Raw genomic sequence first — 19,121 nt, forward strand, 5'->3', positions numbered from 1 at the left:
GACTTTCTGTGTATCGCCGGGGTGTCGTGGTCTGCTCACCCGACCGGTGCAGCGGAACAGTGCGAATCATCATAAAAGCCCACAAGCTGGGTTGGATGTCCCGCATTCCGCAGCCGGAGGTCCACGTGGAGGGTCAGCAGACGCTCGAGGATCCACCCGAGGGAGTGCAGCGGCCGACCCTGCGAGCCGGCGCCGCTGTGTTCACCTCCCTGGTGGCCCTCGTCGCGACCACCCTCGCGGCCGGTCCCGCCTCGGCCGCGACCTCTCCGCACCCCTGCGCCCTGCCACGGACCGCGGCACACCACTCGCTGGGACTGGACAGCTGGAACTCCGACTACCCGCGGCCCGACCGTGCCGTCGACGCCGTCATGGTCTTCCTGTCCTTCCCGGACTCCACCCCCCTCACGACGCCGGACGACCTGGTCGCCGACCACTTCCCCGCGACCGGCGACTTCTTCCGCAACGCCTCGTACGGGAAGTTCCTGTTGCGGCCCCACCCCGTGCGCCAATGGATCCGGATGCCGAAGGCGTCGACCGAGTACCGCATGAAGCGGGACTGGGACGCCGGGCGGCGTGCCGCGTACCTGCGGGACGCGGTCTCCGTCGCGGATCCGCTCGTGGACTTCTCCCGCTACGACGTCATCTACCTGGTCGCCGACCCGGACGCCCCCGGAGTGGACTCCGACGCGACGAAGGTGGTCAATTTCGAGCAGGCCACAAAGGCCGACGGAACCGAGTTGAAGCGGGCCGTCACCGTGTTCGAGCGGCATCCGCCCGACCGCCATGTCCTGGCGCACGAGACCGGGCACGTCTTCGACCTCCCGGACCTCTACCACCGGCCCACGGACGGCAAGGGCGACTGGGACACCCATGTGGGGGACTGGGACGTGATGGGCAGCCAGTTCGGCCTCGCCCCGGAGTTCCTCGGCTGGCACAAGTGGAAGCTGGGATGGCTGGACCGGAACCAGGTCCGGTGCGTCACCGGACCCGCCGACCGGGTCCTCACCCTGGAGCCCCTCGCGGCCGCTCCCACGCCCGGACGTCCCGCGGGAACCCGGCTCGCGGTCGTCAGGACCGGGCAGAACAGTGCGCTCGCCATCGAGGCGCGCGGAGCGACGGGCAACGACCGGGACACCTGCAAGGAGGGCGTACTGCTCTACCGGGTGCGGAACGAGGAGGCCTCCGGTGCGGGACCCGTCGAGGTGATCGACACCCATCCGAAGAGCGGGGCGTGCTGGGACCGCTCGGTCTACCCGCAGCTGGCGGACGCCCCGCTCGGCGTGGGGGAGACCTACACCGTCCCGGGTGAGCGGGTCCGTGTCGAGGTGGCGGACCGTACCCGCACGGGGGCGTGGACGGTCAAGATCACGACGGTGCGGTGAGCGAATGCCGTCGGGCCCGACGAGGAAGGCCCCCCGCTTCCGCGAGGGGCCTTCCTCGTCGGGCCCGACGAGGAAGGCCCCCCGCTTCCGCGAGGGGCCTTGCTCCGTCTGTGCGCCGCCAGGGACTCGAACCCCGGACCCGCTGATTAAGAGTCAGCTGCTCTAACCAACTGAGCTAGCGGCGCCTGCTGACGTCGTAGACCTTAGCACCCTGATCGGCGGGAGGAAAAATCGATATACGCACCGTCGCGGCGGAGGTCGTACGGGCCGCCCGCACACAGGCCCAGAGCAGCACCTCCGGCCCGGGGAGCCAGGGGTGCCGGGTGTCGGGGGCGACCACCCAGCGCGGCCCGGCCCCGCCTGCGGGCACCGGGGCGAGCGGCGGCGCCGTGATCGCGTCACCCGTGCCGTGGCAGATCAGGGGCGGCACCGAACCGCCCCACTCCTCCCATTCCAGCAGGCTCGGCAGGCGCTGGGCCGTGCCCGGCGCGACGAACAGCAGCATCCGGCCCCTGTGGTGTGCGACCGGCCCGGAGCCCGGGCCCTCCGACCACAGCCGGTCGAGCATCCGGCGCCCGAACATCGACGGCACGTTCACCACGTCGAAGACGCCCCCGCCGCACGACACGACGAACGGCGCGGAGGGCCGTGACTCCCAGAGCGCCAGCGCGGACCGCGGATGCGTGCTCGCGGACGCGAGCCAGTCCGCGCCGGGCGCGGTGATCTGGGCCGTCTGATGCCGACCGTCCTCTCGGAGGAAGGCGAAGATGTCCCGCCGGCGCTCGTCGTGAAGGGCGGGACTGCACGGTGCGGCGCCGACGTCGTCTCGCGGCCGAGTACTCATGAAGACTACGTGTACGCGGAGTTATCGCTCGGTTTCCGCGAGTTGCGGAAACCTGGGACAGGGAGCGGGGGGAGGGGTATCTTGCCCCCCGGCATCCTCCCTCGTCATATGCGACCGGCACCCGGGAGGCGGGCGCGGTCCCTGGCCCGGGACGTCCACCGCGAGCCGGCCAAGCCGTGCGGACTGGGCGAGCCGTCCCGGGGCGGCCTCAGGACCGGGACGCCGGCCGGGCGTCGGGCCCCCGGAGCAGGTCCCGGCCGAAGTCGATCATGCGCTTGGCGTAGTCCTCGCTCCACTCCGCCCGACGTGCGATCTCCTCCGCCGTCAGCCGGTCGAAGCGGCGCGGATCGGCGAGCTGCGCGGCCGCGACCGCCTGGTACTCCAGGGCGCGGTCCGTCGCCGCCTGGAACGCCTGTGTGAGCTCCGTCGCACGTGAGAGCAGTTCCCGGGGATCCTCGATCGACTCCAGATCGAAGAAGTGCTCCGGGTCGGAGGCGACCTCCGCGGGCTCGAAAAGCAGCGGTGAAGGCCGCACCCGCCGCTCGCTCCGCCCCGACGACTCCGCCATGCGCGTCTCCTTCTCGTGGTTCCGGACCACCCCTATTGTCCCGCCCCGCACAAGAGGGCCCCGACTCGCGGACCCGATCCGGCGGCCCCGCCCCGGGGGAGCGGGGCCGGGCCCACTGCGCCACCCGGGACCGGGGGCGGGGCCGAGTCCACCACCGCACGCACGACGAGGACCCGGGCCGAGTCCATTACGGCGTCCAGGTGACCCGGTGCTCCTCCAGGTGGGAGAGCACCGCGTGGTTCGCCTCCCAGCCGTCCGGGAACTTGACCGTGACGCCGAGCTGCACCGGCTCCGTGGACGGGTGCTCGTCCAGGAGCTCGGTGACACCCGCCCGGCACACCACGACGCAGGCATGGCGGTGGCGGGAGGCCAGTACACAGAGGCGGCCCGTCTCGAGATGGAACGCCGTCGCGTCCGGGCGGCCCGAGAGGGGGTGGAGCACGACCGTGACATCGAACTCCCGGCCCTGGAGCCGGTTGGCCGTGTCCACCGTCACCCCCGACACCCCCAGCTCCGCGAGGACCGCCCTGACGGCAGCGGCCTGGTCGCGGTGGGCCGTGCCGACGGCGACCCGGTCCGCGGTGAGCGGCACCGGGTCCGGGGAGCGCTCGGAGACCGAAGCGCCTCCGCGGTCCAGCAGCCGCCGGACCACGAGGGCCACGGCCCGTACCGCCTCAGGGTCGGTGCGCGGTGTGTGCCGGGCGGGCAGCTCGAGCAGGCCCCAGCCGGACTCGGCCGCCTCGTCCAGCACCCGGTCCGGGCCGGAGCCGTTCGACGCGACCCCGAACGCCAGCCGGCGGTCGCCCGGTCCCGTACCGCTGCGGAAGGGCGTGTACGGGTAGAACGCGCCGGAGACCAGGGGCGCGGCCGACGCCGGAAGCCGCCAGGAAACGGGCAGCCGGTGCTGCGGCAGCTCCGGATTGTGGGCGAGCAGCGTGGACACCGCGCTCGCCGACGGGTCGTAGGACAGCCCGGCCCACTGCTCGGCACCGACCACGGAGAACGGATCGAGCTGCCCCGGGTCCCCGACGAACAGCGCCCTCTCGAACAGCCCCGCCACGGCGAGCAGCGCGTCCGACCGCATCTGGTACGCCTCGTCCACGATCGCGTGCCGCCATGGTTCGACGTCCTTGACGTGCGCCCACTTCGCTGCGGTCGAGACCACCACGTCCAGCCCGGCGAGATCGCCCGCCTTCGCCGACTTCCGTACGTTCGGCAGCTCGTCGAGCGCCCTGTCGTACGGGTCGGGGTCGTTGCTGTGCAGCCGGCCGACGGGCAGCTCCGGCTCCTTCTCCGTGAGCCGCACCACCAGATCGTCGACCTGGGCGTTGGTCTGCGCCACGACCATCAAAGGGCGTCCGGCCGCGGCGAGTTCCCGTGCCGCCCGCACCACGAGCGTCGATTTCCCGGCGCCCGGAGGGGAGTCCACGACGACGCCCCGGGCGTCTCCGTGGAGGGTGTCCTCCAGGATGGCGGCGGTGGCGCGGGCCGCCTCCGAGCCCGGGTCGAACAGCGGGGTCACGGTCCCCGTCACAGCAGGTCCTCCGGGGGCACGGCGTCGGGGCTCTCGGCGGTGTCGGTACGCGGCGGGCCGCCGTGGGTCCACGGCGTGTCCTCCGGTTCGGGCAGCTTCGGCCCGCCGCGCTGGTCGTGCTCGAACAGCGTCCAGGCGACGGATTCGCCCGCCTCCGGCACGGACCCCTGCGCCGGATCCCTGGAGCGGCCCATCCGGTCCAGCAGACGCAGGACGATCGCGCCGTCCTGCTCGTACCGCACGAACTCGGCGGACTGCGGCCTGCCGTCCAGCGAGCGGTACGCCTTCACACCGGCACCCAGATGCGGACCGTCGTCCGTACGCACCGTCAGCAGCGGCCGGGGCGACGGACGCTTCGACTCGGACCAGGCCATGGCCACATCGCTGACCACGCCGACGAACGCCTCGCCCGCGAGCCGCCGCGCCGCCAGCACCAGCGGATCGTCCAGCGCCTCCTGGGCCTCCAGTTGCGCCTGGGCGGTCTCGCGCGCGGACAGCTTCCGCGCGGCGGTGACCGCGTCGTCCCTGCGCGGCTGAGGGGGCTCACCGGCCCGCACCCGGTCGCGGTGACCCGTGAACGACCAGCGGTCGCGGGTCCACCGGTCGGCGACGTGCGGTCCCTCCGGCAGCTCCCGGAGCAGGTCGATGCCGGCCCACACCGCGTCCCACGTGGGGCGCAGCACCCCCTCGAGCAGGCCGCGGATCTCCCGCTCGGCGGAGGTGAGCCGGGCCAGTTGCTCCTCGGCCGCGGCGCCGTCCTCGGCCGCGGCGAGCAACTGGCGGGCCCGGTCGTACCGCTCCATCGCGGGCGCGAGGAGCCTGTTGTCGAACGCCGGGTCCGTGGCGGGCCCGGCCGGGGGGCACACCAACTGGCCCTCGCGGTCGCGTGCCACCTCGGCCCGGAGCGCCGCCTCGGCGCCGGAGTGCCCCTCCGGCGGCGCGATCCAGGCGAGCAGCGCACCGAGGTGCTGGTCCTCCAGGTGGGACTGCCCGGTCGCCCAGTGCCGGCCCAGCAGATCCGTCATCGCGAGCAGCAGCGACGAGCCGGGCACCCGTGCCCGCTCGCCGTAGTGCGTCAGCCAGCGCCCGAGGAGCGGCACGCGCGGGGGCGCCGGGTAGGGGGCGTCGGGGTCCTGCTCGGCGGTCCGCCGGAACCGCATCGACCGCCCGAGGAGGCGAACGAAGTCGACTCCGGGCCTGCTCGGCACGATGAGCTGCGGCGCGTCCGCGCACAGCTCCACCTCGACCTTGACCCGTCTGCCGGTTTCCGGGTCCGTCTCGCTCCGTTCGGCGGGCTCCACGTCGCCGGCGTATCCGTCGATGTACGGAAGCAGCGTCTCCGCCAGCTCGGCGAGGAAGGCGAACCGCAGCTCACGGTCCCTGGGCTGGGCGACGGCGAGCAGTCGCGGCGCGTCCCGGTCGGTCCCCACGAGCGCCCCGAGCGGGGCGCCGGCCTCGCCCGCCGTGGTGAGGGGGACGAACACCATCGGGCGCGGCGAGAGGTGCCGGTGCCGCACGGTGGCGAGCGGCTGCGCCCGCCCGCTCTCGACGGCCTCCAGCCGGGCGAGCGTACTGATCAGCGACATTCCGGCCTCCCCCCGGTCTCCGTCGAGGGGCCCGATCCCGCACCGGCGCCCGCCGTGCGCGGCTCCCGCGCGGGCCTCGGCAGCCCCCCCGCGAGGTTCAGCGGACCGCGGGCCGCGCCGTGCGCCGTCACGCCGCCCCCCGACCCGAGTCGGCCGTGTCCTCGCCCGGTGCCTGCGCGCCGAGCGCACTCGCGCCGAGGGCCTCCGTGCGCAGCCGCGCGGCGCGGCGCAGCGCCACGACCGCCGGGTCCGCCGGGTCGCCGGATTCGCCGCGGGCCGCGGAGAGGACCTCGGCGACCGAGGTCAGCCCGCCCAGCTCGCCCCGTACGGCCCGGCCCAGGGACTCGACCGCGCCGGCGGAACGGGCCCGCTCCCGGCAGTGGAGCGCGAGTTCGCAGGCGGACAGGCATTCCGGGGCGTAGGTGGAGGGGACCGACTCGACCGCCGAGGCCAGCTCGCCGGACGAGCGGGACTCCAGGTCGAAGCCGACCCCGTCCGGCAGCGCCGAGGCGATCTCCTCGATCCGGGTCAGCCGCGCCAGCTGCCGCCGGGTGACGGAGAGCTGCTTGCGCACGTCGACGGCCGACGCGGTCGGCAGGTTGGAGAAGTCCTTGGGGCACACCAGCAGTACGGAGTGGTCCACGGACGCGTCCTTCGTCAGCGCCGCGACCCGCTCCAGTGCCAGTACGTACACCGCGGCCTGGCGGGCCGCCGCGCCGACCTTCGACGGGTCGGCGGAGCCGTCGACCATCGGGAAGGACTTGATCTCGACGACGGTCCACCGGCCGTCGGGGTGCACGACGACCGCGTCCGGCTCGAGGAACGCCGGTGAGCCCGCGACCTCCAGTGCCAGCATCGGGTGGTCCAGCAGCGTCCATGCCCCGGCTGCGGTGGCCTCCCGCAGGGCGAGTGCGGTGCGCGCCGCGCGGCCCTCCGGACCGGCCGCCGTCAGATCGGGGACGAGCGCCCCGTGCGGATCGGCCACCCCGAGCAGTCCGAGAAGTTCCGTGCCGCCGTCGGCCTTGACCCTGGCCTCGAACGCGTTTCCCCGCATGAAGGCGAACTGGGACTGGCCGAAGGTGGCGGGCGAGCCCAGCGCCCGGGCGAGCGCCGCCTTGTCCACTCCCGCACCGTCCAGCAGCGCACGCCGCTTGCAACCGGGGTTCGCGGCAAGGGCGGCCAGCGCCCGGGCGTCGAGCGGATGCGGCGCGGTGGACGGCCCGCGCAGCTCCGCCAGTCGCTGCCGGAGTGCTGTCGCCGACGCGTGGGGGAGAGGTCCGCTGTCGAGGGATGTGCTCACCCGCGGAAGTCTCGCATCCGCCACCGACAACGGGGGAGCGGTTCCCGGAGACGGCGCCCCGCACGCCGTCGCGCGACCCGGTCCGTACGCCGGTCCGTGTCCGGGCCGGCAGGTCCTCGGGCCCGGACCCGGATGCGTTTTCGTGCCCTGCTCCGTACGCCCTCGCGCCACCGGGCCGGCAGCGCTCACCCGCCGGGTGCCGTCGCGGCGGCCGCCGCGGACCGTGCCGCGCAGGCCGTCGTTCAACGCACGGTGTACGGGAAGGCCCCCCACCGCCGTCCGGGAGGGTTTCTCCCGCCGTAGGGGAAGGCCCCTCCCGGGCGGCCCCGCCCCACCGCCGGGCGCCCGCCGGGGCCGCCGGGGATGATGGACCCATGGCACCTCGCATACTCCTGGCCCGGCACGGCCAGACCGAATGGTCCCTGCTCGGCCGGCACACCGGCCGGACGGACATCCCCCTCCTCGACGAGGGCCGCCGCACGGCGAAGCTCCTCGGCGAGCGGCTGCACAGGTCCCCCTGGGACGGCCTACCGGACGTCGAGGTCCGCACGAGCCCGCTTTCCCGCGCCCGTGAGACCTGCGACCTCGCCGGATTCGGCGACCGCGCGCAGGACTGGGACGCGCTGATGGAGTGGGACTACGGCGCCTACGAGGGCAGGACTCAGGCCGAGATCCAGGAGACGGACCCCGACTGGTTCATCTGGCGCGACGGCGTTCCCGTCGGGGTGCCCGGAGCACCCTCGCGGGGGGAGACCCTCGCCGAGCTCTCCGACCGCGCCGACGGGGTCATCGAGTACGTGCGCTCGGCCGACCGCGATGTGCTGGCCTTCGCGCACGGCCACATCCTGCGGGTCCTGTGCGCCCGCTGGATCGGCGAGGACGTCTCCTTCGCCGCCCGCATCAAGCTGAGTCCGGCCAGTCTCTCGGTGCTCGGCTGGGCCTACGGCGCCCCGGCGGTCGACCGCTGGAACGACACCGGGCACCTCGGCACCTGAGCCCCGATCAGAGCCGGGCCACGGCCTCGGCCGTGGCGTGGCGGTCCAGGAACGCGGCCACCCCGGCCGTGCTCCGGCGCGGCCCGAGCACCCGCGCCGTGTCGGCGAGCATCGCGCGGATGCGGGTGGACTCGACATCGCCCTCCAGGGCGTCGAGCACCCGCTCGCCGACCGCGGCGGCCTCGGCGGGCGCGTCGGCGCGGGCGAGGTCCGCGGCGAGCTGGGTCCGGTAGAGGGCGAGGTTGCGGGCGAAGTGCGGGTCCTGCAGCGCGGCCGCGCGGTGCGCGTGACGGGCGGCGCGGGGCCACTCACCGAGCGCCGACCAGCACTGGGCCTCCAGGGCCTGGAGTTCCGGCTCGCCGAAGAACGACATCCACTCAGGGTCCGTGTCCGAGGGCCCGCGGCCGAAGAGCGTATGGGCGCGGGACAGCGCGCGCTCGCAGCCGGCGCGGTCGCCGAGACCGGCCCAGGCACCCGCCTCCCGCAGGGTGAGCAGGGCCAGCAGCCGGTCCGAGCCGAGCCGTCCCGCCGCCCGCTGCCCGGCCTGCGCGGCCCGCACCGCCTCCCGGTGCCGTCCTGCGTCCCGCGCGAGGAAGGAAGTGTTGCAGAAGGCGTGCGCCTCCAGTGCCGCGTCGCCGGCGACACGCGCGGTCGCCAGGGCCTCCGCGTAGTGGGAGCGGGCGTCGTCCAGCCGGCCCGAGTCATGGGCCAGCCAGCCGACGGAGATGGCGAGTTCGCCCGCGCCCGCGGCCAACCGGTCCGCTGTCGAGCCGCGCGTGGTGGCACCGGCGTCGAGCAGCGCGTAGGCGGCGCGCAGCGGCTGCGCGGCCCGCTTGTAGAGCCCGTCCGCGCCGTGGCGGTCGTCGAGCAGCCGGATCTGCCGCACCGCGGCCTCGACGGCATTCACCTCGGACGCGCCGACCCGCTGCCGGGGAAGGTCGGAACGCAGGGCCTCGGTGCCGGGCAGGGGGCCGAACCCCAGGGACGCGGCCGCCACGGTGACGGTGCCGCCGGTCATGAACGCGCGACGCAGCACGTCGCTCTCCTCGTTGCTGTAGGTGCTGTTGGTGCCGTTGCTGCTGTAGTACGGGTCCGAGGGCCGTGGCGTTCGTCCGCGGGCCGCGCGGCCCCGTACCGCCTCGCGGGCGGAGAACCCCAGATCCGCCGGAGTCAGGCCCGGGAACATATGGAGGAAGACCCGTTCGTAGGCGTAGTTGGGGCAGCGGATCTCGCCCGCCTCGACCCGCCCGATGTAGCGGGCGTCACACGCGACCTGTTCGCCGATCTCCCGCGCCGCGCGCCGGACGAGCGCGGCGAACTCGCCGGGCGAGCGCTGTCCGCGCAACTGCCGGAACTTGAGGTTGGGAACTGCCCGTGACGGTGCCATGGCCGAGCCCTCTCCTGTGCCACGTCCGGAGCCCTCCCGGTCCGTTCGGATGTGGGACGCCTGGCTCCGGCGGAGGAAGAACGTACCGGCTGTGAGGGGTCGGCCACGCAGCGTTTGCCTACAAACGGGATATCTCACCCACGATCTGCCATGAACTGCCACCCTTTGCGGCGGCGTGCCGCCGTAGCCCTTGACGCCGACGGGCGTTTAACCATGCGGGGACGCGGTACGTGCCCCTGCTCGGCGAGGAGGGTTCCCTTGTTGGAGGTTGGCGTGGAGACCAGCGGCGGCTCACGGACGAGTGCCCAGCACCTGCCCACCCAGGAGTGCAGCGTGGCACCGGGCCCGGCCGCACCGGCACCCGGCGGAGCCGTCGAGCCCTGCGACCTGGTGACGGTGCCCGCCCGGCAGGGTCTCGAGGCGGTGGACATCCTGCGCCGGGGCGGCGCCCCCGTCGTCGGGCCCGTGCTCCATGACGGCAGCTGCGACACCCTGGGCTTCCTGGTGCCGCCAGGCACGGCGGCCGGCTGGGACATGCCGGGCAGTGCGTGCACGGAGACCTCGGGCCGGGGCATCCGGATCCCCGGCGCCTCGGCGGGTTGCCCGGTGGGCCCGGCCTCCGAGCCCTCGATGGCGGGCTCGAACTGGCTGCTGCCGCCCGGCGGCACCGACCAGGCTCCGCTCACCGATCCGGTGATGCTGCGCGAGGCCCTGGGCGAGGCGGCCCGCATGATCGAGGCCGCGGACAGCATCTGAGCGGTCATCTCGGTTGGGGCCGTGCCCTGCCGGGGGGTGCCGACGCCTCACATGCCGCGATCTGGGCCGTACCAAGGGTCGGGACGTTCGTCGGCAGACATCGGGAGGTGCTGCAGTTTCACCGGGCCTGGATTGAAAGCCGAGCTGTTGGGGCCGGTCATGTCCTCACCGATCAGGTAGCGATAGAGCCATTCGGTGAAGCTCATGCGGTGCTCTGCCCAGGTTTCGTCGTAGTTGACCACGAGCCTGTTGGCATCGGCGGCTGCGTCAAGGAAGATCGTCTCTCCTCGATCGGTGCTCGCGATCGGCCATAGGCCGTTGCGGGTGCCGAAGCTCAACTCCCCGAGTCCGAGGAGTTGTCGGGGGTCCTCGTCCGCGTCGAGGTCGAGTTCGTCCCAGGGCACCTCTGACCACGCCCGGATGGTGTCCCGTATCCACTGGACCAGGTTCCAGCGCTCGGTCGCGGGGTGGGACAAGTACAGGTGGCCGTTGAGTTGGATCGGGGCGTATGCGTCGACGATCACCTGGTAGTCGGGTGGCAGCCGTATGCCGAGACCGGCGTGGAGGCGGTGCCATGCCGACGGCTCTGCATAGCGGTTCTGGGCCGGTCCGAGCATCGCCATGGTGGCAGTCAGGTAGTCGGTCAAGCGATACCTCGATGGTATGGATGGACGCTGGGCAACAGGCCGGCGCCGGGCCACCCGGCGCCCGCAATCGAGCCCGGACACCGAAACGGTACGCCGACGAAACCGACGGACCCTCACGGGGTGTCCGTCATACGGGTCGAGCGGCTTGAGGACGGCACCCGCCGGGTGCATCTGGCCACGGCGGAGGAAACGGCTCGCGCCTGCCCGGAGTGCGGGGCCTTCGCCTGGTAGGTGAAGGGCACAGCCCGGACCCGTCCTCGGGATCTTCCCTACGGGGAGCGCGGGCTGGTGCTGTTGTGGCACAAGCGCCGCTGGTGGTACCGCGAGCCGAAGTGCCCGAGGAAGTCGTCTACCGAGAGCGTCGCCCAGATATACCGGCCGGGGCGCGGATCACCGCCCGGCTGCGCCAGGCGGCCGGGCGCCGGCTGCGCGATGCCGGCTTGGTCATCCAGGCCGCCCGCGACCTGCATCTGGCCTGGCCGACGGTGATGGGTGCCTTCCGCATATCGGCGCACGCCTTCATGGCGTGAGCCGCCAAGTGGTCGATGACCAACCGCCGCAGACCACCGGGGCAGGAGAGGAGAGTCCTTCGCCGGGCTCAGTGTTCCTTCGCGTACGTCACGATCCACGCGACTGTGAGCGTCACTCCGAGCACACCCGCCGCGAAGAATCCGAGGACCGGCAGGATTCCGGATCCCTCGAGCAGTCTTCTGACGGCGCCCGCGAAGCCGACCACCGAGGCGCCGATTCCGAGGAGGAATGTGCGATGCCCTCTGGGTTTCAGCCAGTTGGAGGAGAAAGGTCCGCGGTATGAGGTGGGTTTGTTGCTCGCGTGCTTCATTTGTTGTACTCCACCCGGGGCGGTGCATCGGGGGCGAGAATCTTTTCGTCGCCCGGCTCCTTGTTTGATCCCGGCGGGGTGTAATAGAAGTCGACCACGGTGGCCACGACCGCTACCGGTGCGCCGAATACCTTGCCGCCGAACTTGCCCAGTATGTTCACCGCGGACGGTTTACGGTGCAGCCCGCCGCCGCCGATGTTCTTCTCCAGGCCGCCGGCGACCAGGCCGGCAGATGCCGAGGGCGCACCACCCATGAAGTACTTCCAGCCCTTGTCCATGTCACCGCGCAGGAAGTACTCGCCACTGTTCATCCACGAGCGGTAGCTGAGGAATTCGGCCACCGGCTTGATGGTGCCGCTGCCCCACTTTGGCTCGGGCTGGTGCTGCAACTCGTCCAGCCTCATTTGCGCTTCGTTGGCCGCGCCCGCCGCCGCGTCCTTCAGTGAGCCGTAGTGCAGGCTGTTGAATTCGCGGCTGTCCTTGGTGAGGTTCGCCAGGCCCCAGGCACAGGCCGCGTCCGCGTCCACCGCGCGCTGGAGCACGGCCTCCATCCGTTTGAGGAGCGCCTCGGCCGCGCCTTCGTCGGCGTCGGAGTCCTCCCGGTAGCCGACGGCGCCATCGGGGGCGATGGTGAGGCCCTTGGGCGGGTTCTCGTAGATCGCCTTCAGGTCGGCCTTGGCCTTGGTGAACGTGCTGTGGGCGTCCTTGAGCAGATTGAGGATGCTCTCGGCTTGCGTCACCGCGTCCTGGAACTCGTACGCCGTCCTCGTCACGAACGGCTTGGTGACGTTGGCGTTCTTGCCCTTCCAGGCCGTCCCCTGTGCGTAGGTGCCCATATCCCCGGCGCCCTTGGCGAGTTCCTTGAGCTTCTTGAGCATGGCGACCCAGTCGTCGATCGCCTCGTCGAGCGGCTTCGTCTTCAGATTGAGAAGCTGCTGGAACACCAGCATGGGTACCTCGCCTAGCGACTAGAACCTGTACGCGGGTGGGGGGAAGGGGGGCCGGGGAGTGTGGGGGATCACATGATCGGGCCCTGCGGCTTCGTCACCGAAGGTGCGCCGGAGTCGGCGGGCCTCTCCTCGGGCACGTCGTAGTACTTGGAGATCTTTGACGCGCCGACCTGAGCGGCGACCCACTCGTCGTCCTTCTTCTTCGACGCCTTGGTGAAATCAAGATGGTTGGAGATGTGTGCGCAAGCGTCGAGCAGCGTCCCGACCTGCTTCTCCCACACCTTGGCCGCATCGGTCAGCGCCTTGCCGGTCTCGAAACCGTCTGCCGTCAGGCTCGTACCGGCGGCCTTGCTCGTGGTCTGGGCGTGTTTCCCGTCGGCATTCAGGTTGTTGTGCAGCAGATAGGCAGAGTGGCCGATCTTGCCCAGCTCGTCGTCGTAGATGACGAGGTCGCCGTCGGACGGTGAAGGGTGCGGGTCCATCGTCGGCGCACCGTTCAGCTGCATACGGGCAGCGGCCGCCGCCTTGAGACCGGCCCACTCTTCTTCGAAAGACATGACCCTCCTGGCGACAGGATGTGACGTGCAAGATCCGATTATTGACCGATCTTGCCGCACGTCGCATCCAGCAACCCGCGTCATATCCTCAGAAGTTGGATATATCAATCCGTCACAAGTCAGTGACAGCGACCGCCGCCTGCGGCCGGATGGGCAGCCGGTTGACCGGCCTGCCCGTGGCCGCGCGCACCGCGGAGGCCACCGCCGCCGGGGACGTCACCACCGGCACCGCACCCGCGGCCTTCGCCCCGAAGGGCGCGACGACATCCCGCTCCTCCACCAGTTTCACGATGCGGATGTCCGGGGCGTCCAGGAATGTGGGGAGGGCGTACCCGGTGAGGTCCGGGTGGCGGAGCAGGCCTCGGGTGGTGCGGAAGTTCTCCGTCAGGGCCGTGCCGACGCCCTGGGGGATGCCCGCCTCGATGCGGTGGCCAGTTGGGCCGGATTCAGGACGCGGCCCATGTCCTGCCACCGCCATCTCGACCACGCGGATGGAGCCGATTTCGATGTCGACGTCCACAACCGCGCGGATCGCTCAGAAGGCCAGGCCCACGAAAGCGTCACCCTGGCCCGCCTCGTCCAGTGGCTCCGTGGGGCGGGGCGGCCTGGGCCGTCGCCCACAGTTCCTTGCCGTCCATCGCCTCGGTGACCGTCGTGGAGAGCACGCCGTCGTGCGAGGTGATCTTGCCGTCGGTGATCTGGAGAAGCTCCGTGGACATACCTCACTTGTGGGCCAGGGGTGGAGGAGCCGGGTACGGACCATCTTGGCGGCCCGCTCGACCGCGCCGCCCGAGACCCAGGTGTGGCGGCCGTGGGCCGCCGGGCCCGCCGCGGGCTGGTCGGTGTCGACCGAGACCACTCGGACCGTTGGGGATCTACGGCAGTTTCCGTAGTTGGGGCGTGACCGCCGTCCTCCCTGCTTTCGGGAAATCATCGTTGACCGACAGTCGTAGATCATGGAAGAGTCGTGTCCGCACAGCGGCCAAAAGCCTCAAGTGTGCAAGGGGAATTGGCCCGTCCGAATGGGGATGTGAGTCCGTACTCCTTGCTCGATTCACGCCGTCTGGGGGAAACAGAACCATGCGTATCTTCAAGAAGAGCACACTCACGAGCGTCGTCGGACTGACGACCACAGCCGTCGCAGCGCTCGTCCTTGCCGTACCGGGGACGGCACAGGCAGCGCCCAGCGCTTACTGGAAGGTTGACTGCGACAAGTCGGCCGCCACCAACGACCCTGGCGCCCACGACCTTCTTGCCACCATTTGGCGGTCGAACGACGCCACCAAGGGCGCTCGCGCGTCCTTCAAGGCAAGCAGTGAGACGCTGAGCATCAGCAACTGGTCGAGGGCCATGATGGGCTACAAGCTCCAGTGGACGACGGCAAACGGCTCTCGTATCGAGAGGACCTGGGAATTCGACCTCGGCTCCGGTAATTCGAAGACCGTGGACTTCGATATTCCGGAAGGGCGTACCGTTTACCTGTCGGTCGGGACCCCCGGTGGTAGCACGGCCCACTGTTCGGGTAAGGCGTAATGCCTCAGCGGTGCCGCTTCGCGGCCAGGTGACTGAGGCAGATGCCGACGTGAGGCTCTGATCCTCGAACCCGGCTGTGACGCGATTGCGGTCATCGAATTCCTGTGGGTCAGGGAGGGAGATCCTTTCTGGCCCACAGGCGTTCTCTCATGCCTCCATCCCGCCCACCGCCTCTCGGCCGCATGACGCGCCGGGGACGCGGGTGGGGTGCGTGGGGCAGCCGGGCGTGCCCCGGGCGTCGGGAGGCCGCGGGCGGTGCGCCCGGGGACGCCGCACGCGCCCGATCGGTGCCAGGACGGCGTTCGTCATCCCTCTCGCCGCCGCCTCCGGCACCCCGGACCGCGCTCTCCGGCCGGCCCCGGGCGGGGGGCCGTCGGGGCGCCGTCCGTGACCGGCGTACGCGGTCGCACCGGCGCCCGCCGATAATGGCCGGGTGGCGAGAAACAGACAGCGCGGTCGGTCGGAGGTGGCGGAAGGGGTCGTCGAGTCCGTGGACGGAGGGCTCGCCGAACTGGTACCCGACCGCGACCGGCCCCACGGCTGGACGCTGCTGATCGACGGAGCGCCCCAGTCCCACGTCGATCTGGACGATCCCGCGCTGCTGACCTTCGAGTACCAGCGCCGTCTCGGGCACGTCATCGATCTCGCCGCGCCCGCCGGCCGGTCGCTGCACGCCGTCCACCTCGGCGGTGGCGCCTTCACCCTCGCGCGGTACCTCGCGGCGACCCGTCCGCGCTCCACCCAGCAGATCGTCGAGGTGGACGAACGCCTCGTCCGCCTCGTCCGCGACCGGCTCCCGCTCGACCCGGGCGCCCGGATACGGGTCCGCTCCGTCGACGCCCGCGCCGGACTCGGCAAGCTCCGCGACGGCTGGGCCGACCTCGTCATCGCCGACGTCTTCAGCGGTGCGCGCACCCCGGCGCACCTGACCAGCACCGAATTCCTCGCGGAGGTGCGGCGGGTCCTGAAGCCCGGCGGGACCTACGCCGCCAACCTCGCGGACGGCCCGCCGCTCGCCCATCTGCGTGGGCAGATCGCCACCGCGGCGACCGTCTTCCCCGAACTCGCCCTCGCCGCCGACCCGACCGTGCTGCGCGGTCGGCGCTTCGGCAACGCCGTGCTGGTGGGCTCGGACCGGCCGCTGCCCGTCGCCGAACTGACCCGCAGGGTGGCGAGCGACCCGCACGCCGGACGGCTCGAACACGGCAAGGCGCTCAAGGACTTCACCGGCGGCGCGGTCGCCGTGACCGACGCGGCGGCCAGACCCTCTCCGGCGCCGCCTTCCTCGGTCTTCCGCTGAGGGCCGGCCGCCGTCGCCGAGGCACCCCTGCCGTGCCGGGGGCCCGGGGCTCCGGGGGCGCAGAACCTCAGGGTTCTCCAGTGGTCCTCAGCGTTCCTCGATCTCCACGCGCGGCGCCGTGTCGTGCCAGGTGCAGAAGACGTCGATCTCCCGGCCGTTCAGCGAGAACGTCACCCGGATATAGGTCGGCTGCTTCCAGATCTGCATCGTCCAACTGCCCGACGGGGTCGCCGAGACCAGCTCGGCCGAGCTGGGCCCGATGTCGAACGCGACCCGACCGCCCTCGACCGTGTAGCTCTTCACATTGCCCGAAGGCGGTGGCGACCAGGGGCTCTTGCCCGTGCCGGGCGGCGCCTGCGGCTTCTCGGCAGGCGGAGTCGCCGCCGGAGAACCGCCGCCTCTCCCCGGCTCGTCGCCCGACGACGGAGCCGGAGCCGGAGTGCCGGGGTCCCGCGTCGGGGACGAACGGGTCGGGGAAGGCTGCGGCGTGCGGGCGTCCGCCGTGATGGGCAGGGCCCGCGGCCGGTCGTACGCCGTGCCCGCCATCACGGTGTGCACACCCCACCACGAGAGCGTGACCGCCGCGCCCGTGGCGAGCGACCACGCCACGGCGTGTACGAGTCCTCTCCGCATCCGGGCCATACTGCACCACGCCCGCAGTCCCTGTCCCACGGGGACTCCGTTACTCCGGATGGCGTACGGTGCCGCCCATGGCAAGTGTGCTCGTGGTCGAGGACGACCAGTTCGTGCGATCCGCCCTCATCAGGCACTTGACCGAGGCCTCCCACACCGTCAGGAGCGTCGGGACCGCCCTGGAGGCGCTGCGCGAAGTGGCCCATTTCCGCTTCGACGTGGTGATTCTCGACCTCGGACTCCCTGATCTCGACGGGGCCGAGGCGCTGAAGATGCTGCGCGGAATCACCGACGTACCCGTGATCATCGCGACCGCGCGGGACGACGAGACGGAGATCGTGCGGCTCCTCAACGACGGCGCGGACGACTACCTCACCAAGCCGTTCTCGGTGGAACACCTGTCGGCGCGGATGTCGGCCGTGCTGCGCCGGTCGCGCACCGCCGCGGACGAGGCCCCGCCCAGCAGGGTCATCCGGGTCGGCGGGCTGTGCATCGACCCGCTCCGCCGCCAGGCGGAACTGGACGGCGACCGACTCGATCTGACCCGGCGCGAGTTCGATCTGCTCGCCTTCCTCGCCGGGCGTCCGGGTGTCGTCGTACCCCGTAAGGAGCTCCTCGCCGAGGTGTGGCAACAGTCCTACGGGGACGACCAGACCATCGACGTGCATCTGTCCTGGCTGCGGCGGAAGCTGGGTGAGACCGCCGCGCGCCCCCGCTATCTGCACACCCTCCGCGGTGTCGGGGTGAAACTGGAGCCGCCGAGATGAGATGGGCCCTGGTCAGGGTCTCCCTGGCGGTCACCACCATGGTCGTGCTGGCCTTCGCCGTACCGCTCGGGCTCGTCATCGAGGAGATGGCCAGGGACCGGGCGTTCTCCAACGCCGAGCGGCAGGCCGCCGCGATCGGACCGACGCTGTCCATCACCACCGACCGGCGCCAGCTGGAGCGCGCCGTCGCCTCCACGCAGGCCGGTGCGGCGGGGCGGATGGCCGTGCACGTGCCCGCCTCGGACGAGACCGGTGGCCAGGAGTTGGAGATCGGCACCCGGCGGGCCGCGGTCAAGGACCTCGCCACCACGCAGCGCATCGGCCGCGCGTCCATCACGGAGGTCACGGACGGCTCCGCGCTGCTCCAGCCCACCGCGCTCAGCTCGGGGAAGATCGCGATCGTCGAGGTGTACGTACCGGAGGACGAGGTCGGCAAGGGTGTGACCACGGCCTGGCTGGTGCTCGCGGGCGTCGGTGCGGCGCTGGTCGTCGGCTCCGTCGCCGTCGCCGACCGGCTGGGTGTACGGATGGTGCGCCCCGCCCAGCGGCTCGCGGGCGCCGCGCACGACCTCGGCGAAGGGCGTCTGGGAGCACGGGTACCGGAAGAAGGGCCCACCGAACTACGCTCCGCCGCAGTCGCGTTCAACTCCATGGCCGACCAGGTCGTCCAGCTGCTCGCCAATGAACGCGAGTTGGCCGCCGATCTGTCGCACCGGCTGCGCACCCCGCTGACCGTGCTCCGGCTCAACGCGGCGTCACTGGGCACGAGCACGGCGGCCGACCAGACCCGGGCCGCGGTCGAGCAGTTGGAACGCGAGGTCGACACGATCATCCGTACGGCGCGCGAGGCCAAGCCGCAGACCCAGGCGACCGGGCCGGGCGCGGGCTGCGACGTCTCCGAAGTCGTGCGGGAGCGCATGGAGTTCTGGTCGGCGCTCGCAGAGGACGAGGGACGCAAGGTCCGCCTCGCCGGCGTGGACCGGCCGGTGCGCATCCCCGTGGCCAGGCCCGAACTCGCCGCCGCCCTGGACGCGCTGCTCGGCAACGTCTTCCGTCACACGCCGGAGGGCACGGCCTTCTCGGTGGACGTGCACAACGGCGAGGACGCCGTGATCGTGCTCGTCTCGGACGCCGGCCCGGGAATAGCCGACCCGGAGGCGGCCCTGAGCCGCGGCAACAGCGGGGCCAGGGACGGCTCCACGGGGCTCGGCCTGGACATCGTGCGGAGGGTCGCCGAGTCGACCGGCGGCGATGTGCGCATCGGGCACTCGGTGCTGGGCGGTACGGAGGTCCGCATCTGGATCGGGCTCGCCGGGGCCTCGCAGCGTCCGCAGGGCCGGCTCGGCCACCGCACCAAGCGGCGCAGGAGGGGCGGGTCCGGGAGCCGCAGGGGCGCGGAGGTCTGACACCGGAGGGGAAGGGAGCGCGGACCCCCTGCGCAGGGCGTGGGCACTGCGAGGGATTAACCGCCTCCGATGCCGTCCTTAAGCGCACCCTAAGAACCACAACGGCCGTCCGGATGGGGAGCTTTGTCCGTTCCG

General features: G+C 72.0%; 21 protein-coding genes and 1 tRNA gene. 8 read left to right on the top strand and 14 right to left on the bottom strand.

Annotation, left to right across the window (positions count from 1 at the left end; genetic code table 11):
• The first annotated feature begins 95 nt into the window (after nt 1–95).
• Nucleotides 96–1,382 carry a M6 family metalloprotease domain-containing protein gene (locus tag O7595_RS21300; RefSeq protein WP_269730241.1) on the top strand — a complete coding sequence of 429 codons (1,287 nt, stop codon included), beginning with the start codon at nt 96–98 and terminating at the stop codon, nt 1,380–1,382.
• Nucleotides 1,383–1,493: 111 nt separating this feature from the next.
• Here O7595_RS21300 and O7595_RS21305 read toward each other — a convergent pair.
• The 6 genes from O7595_RS21305 to O7595_RS21330 all read right to left on the bottom strand — a co-directional run bounded on the left by O7595_RS21305 (nt 1,494) and on the right by O7595_RS21330 (nt 7,214).
• Nucleotides 1,494–1,567, bottom strand: a tRNA-Lys gene (locus O7595_RS21305).
• A complete protein-coding gene (locus O7595_RS21310) occupies nt 1,558–2,226 on the bottom strand; it encodes a bifunctional DNA primase/polymerase (RefSeq protein ID WP_269730242.1) in 669 nt (222 codons plus the stop codon). Before O7595_RS21310 ends, O7595_RS21305 begins: the two co-directional genes overlap by 10 nt.
• Before the next feature lie 208 nt (nt 2,227–2,434).
• Nucleotides 2,435–2,794: a hypothetical protein gene (locus O7595_RS21315; RefSeq protein WP_269730243.1), complete on the bottom strand. Its 360-nt coding sequence runs from the start codon at nt 2,792–2,794 to the stop codon at nt 2,435–2,437.
• Nucleotides 2,795–2,981: 187 nt separating this feature from the next.
• Nucleotides 2,982–4,316: an AAA family ATPase gene (locus O7595_RS21320; RefSeq protein ID WP_269732567.1), complete on the bottom strand. Its 1,335-nt coding sequence runs from the start codon at nt 4,314–4,316 to the stop codon at nt 2,982–2,984.
• 8 nt (nt 4,317–4,324) lie between these two features.
• The gene (locus O7595_RS21325; protein ID WP_269730244.1) at nt 4,325–5,914 is read right to left on the bottom strand and encodes a hypothetical protein; all 1,590 of its coding nucleotides are present in this window, start codon (nt 5,912–5,914) and stop codon (nt 4,325–4,327) included.
• A 127-nt stretch (nt 5,915–6,041) separates the two neighbouring features.
• On the bottom strand, nt 6,042–7,214 hold the full coding sequence (locus tag O7595_RS21330; protein ID WP_269730245.1) for a hypothetical protein: 1,173 nt from the start codon (nt 7,212–7,214) through the stop codon (nt 6,042–6,044).
• A 374-nt stretch (nt 7,215–7,588) separates the two neighbouring features.
• Between O7595_RS21330 and O7595_RS21335 the strand changes: the two genes are divergently transcribed.
• On the top strand, nt 7,589–8,209 hold the full coding sequence (locus tag O7595_RS21335; protein ID WP_269730246.1) for a histidine phosphatase family protein: 621 nt from the start codon (nt 7,589–7,591) through the stop codon (nt 8,207–8,209).
• A 7-nt stretch (nt 8,210–8,216) separates the two neighbouring features.
• On the opposite strand, the gene O7595_RS21340 is transcribed toward O7595_RS21335, so the two are convergent.
• Nucleotides 8,217–9,596 (bottom strand): tetratricopeptide repeat protein, encoded by a 1,380-nt coding sequence (locus tag O7595_RS21340; RefSeq protein ID WP_269730247.1) that lies wholly within the window; start codon nt 9,594–9,596, stop codon nt 8,217–8,219.
• Between the two features lie 273 nt (nt 9,597–9,869).
• On the opposite strand from O7595_RS21340, the gene O7595_RS21345 reads away from it, so the two are divergent.
• On the top strand, nt 9,870–10,352 hold the full coding sequence (locus O7595_RS21345; RefSeq protein ID WP_269732568.1) for a hypothetical protein: 483 nt from the start codon (nt 9,870–9,872) through the stop codon (nt 10,350–10,352).
• Between the two features lie 47 nt (nt 10,353–10,399).
• On the opposite strand, the gene O7595_RS21350 is transcribed toward O7595_RS21345, so the two are convergent.
• Nucleotides 10,400–10,999, bottom strand: a complete 600-nt coding sequence (locus tag O7595_RS21350) for an SMI1/KNR4 family protein (protein WP_269730248.1) — start codon at nt 10,997–10,999, stop codon at nt 10,400–10,402.
• A gap of 332 nt (nt 11,000–11,331) precedes the next feature.
• Here O7595_RS21350 and O7595_RS21355 point away from each other — a divergent pair, with 332 nt between their 5' ends.
• Complete coding sequence (locus O7595_RS21355; protein WP_269730249.1) at nt 11,332–11,529, top strand: helix-turn-helix domain-containing protein; 198 nt, start codon at nt 11,332–11,334, stop codon at nt 11,527–11,529.
• 68 nt (nt 11,530–11,597) lie between these two features.
• Here the strand turns inward: O7595_RS21355 and O7595_RS21360 are convergent, their stop codons facing one another.
• From O7595_RS21360 to O7595_RS21380, 5 genes are all read right to left on the bottom strand, one after another.
• A complete protein-coding gene (locus O7595_RS21360) occupies nt 11,598–11,840 on the bottom strand; it encodes a hypothetical protein (protein WP_269730250.1) in 243 nt (80 codons plus the stop codon).
• Nucleotides 11,837–12,790 (bottom strand): hypothetical protein, encoded by a 954-nt coding sequence (locus O7595_RS21365; protein ID WP_269730251.1) that lies wholly within the window; start codon nt 12,788–12,790, stop codon nt 11,837–11,839. Before O7595_RS21365 ends, O7595_RS21360 begins: the two co-directional genes overlap by 4 nt.
• A gap of 68 nt (nt 12,791–12,858) precedes the next feature.
• A complete protein-coding gene (locus tag O7595_RS21370) occupies nt 12,859–13,347 on the bottom strand; it encodes a hypothetical protein (protein WP_269730252.1) in 489 nt (162 codons plus the stop codon).
• Between the two features lie 112 nt (nt 13,348–13,459).
• Nucleotides 13,460–13,867 carry a molybdopterin cofactor-binding domain-containing protein gene (locus O7595_RS21375; RefSeq protein ID WP_269730253.1) on the bottom strand — a complete coding sequence of 136 codons (408 nt, stop codon included), beginning with the start codon at nt 13,865–13,867 and terminating at the stop codon, nt 13,460–13,462.
• 40 nt (nt 13,868–13,907) lie between these two features.
• Nucleotides 13,908–14,066, bottom strand: a complete 159-nt coding sequence (locus tag O7595_RS21380; protein ID WP_269730254.1) for a hypothetical protein — start codon at nt 14,064–14,066, stop codon at nt 13,908–13,910.
• Nucleotides 14,067–14,427: 361 nt separating this feature from the next.
• Between O7595_RS21380 and O7595_RS21385 the strand changes: the two genes are divergently transcribed.
• Both O7595_RS21385 and O7595_RS21390 read left to right on the top strand, forming a co-directional pair.
• Nucleotides 14,428–14,880: a hypothetical protein gene (locus tag O7595_RS21385; RefSeq protein ID WP_269730255.1), complete on the top strand. Its 453-nt coding sequence runs from the start codon at nt 14,428–14,430 to the stop codon at nt 14,878–14,880.
• A 433-nt stretch (nt 14,881–15,313) separates the two neighbouring features.
• Nucleotides 15,314–16,180, top strand: a complete 867-nt coding sequence (locus O7595_RS21390; RefSeq protein WP_269730256.1) for a spermidine synthase — start codon at nt 15,314–15,316, stop codon at nt 16,178–16,180.
• 87 nt (nt 16,181–16,267) lie between these two features.
• Here the strand turns inward: O7595_RS21390 and O7595_RS21395 are convergent, their stop codons facing one another.
• Nucleotides 16,268–16,822, bottom strand: coding sequence for a hypothetical protein (locus O7595_RS21395; RefSeq protein ID WP_269732569.1), 555 nt, complete (start codon nt 16,820–16,822; stop codon nt 16,268–16,270).
• Between the two features lie 68 nt (nt 16,823–16,890).
• Here O7595_RS21395 and O7595_RS21400 point away from each other — a divergent pair, with 68 nt between their 5' ends.
• Nucleotides 16,891–17,580, top strand: a complete 690-nt coding sequence (locus O7595_RS21400; protein WP_269730257.1) for a response regulator transcription factor — start codon at nt 16,891–16,893, stop codon at nt 17,578–17,580.
• Entirely contained in the window at nt 17,577–18,986 is a 1,410-nt protein-coding gene (locus O7595_RS21405) for a sensor histidine kinase (protein ID WP_269730258.1), read from the top strand. Before O7595_RS21400 ends, O7595_RS21405 begins: the two co-directional genes overlap by 4 nt.
• The last annotated feature ends 135 nt before the right edge of the window (nt 18,987–19,121 follow it).

The sequence above is a fragment of the Streptomyces sp. WMMC940 genome (assembly GCF_027460265.1).
Lineage (GTDB): Bacteria > Actinomycetota > Actinomycetes > Streptomycetales > Streptomycetaceae > Streptomyces.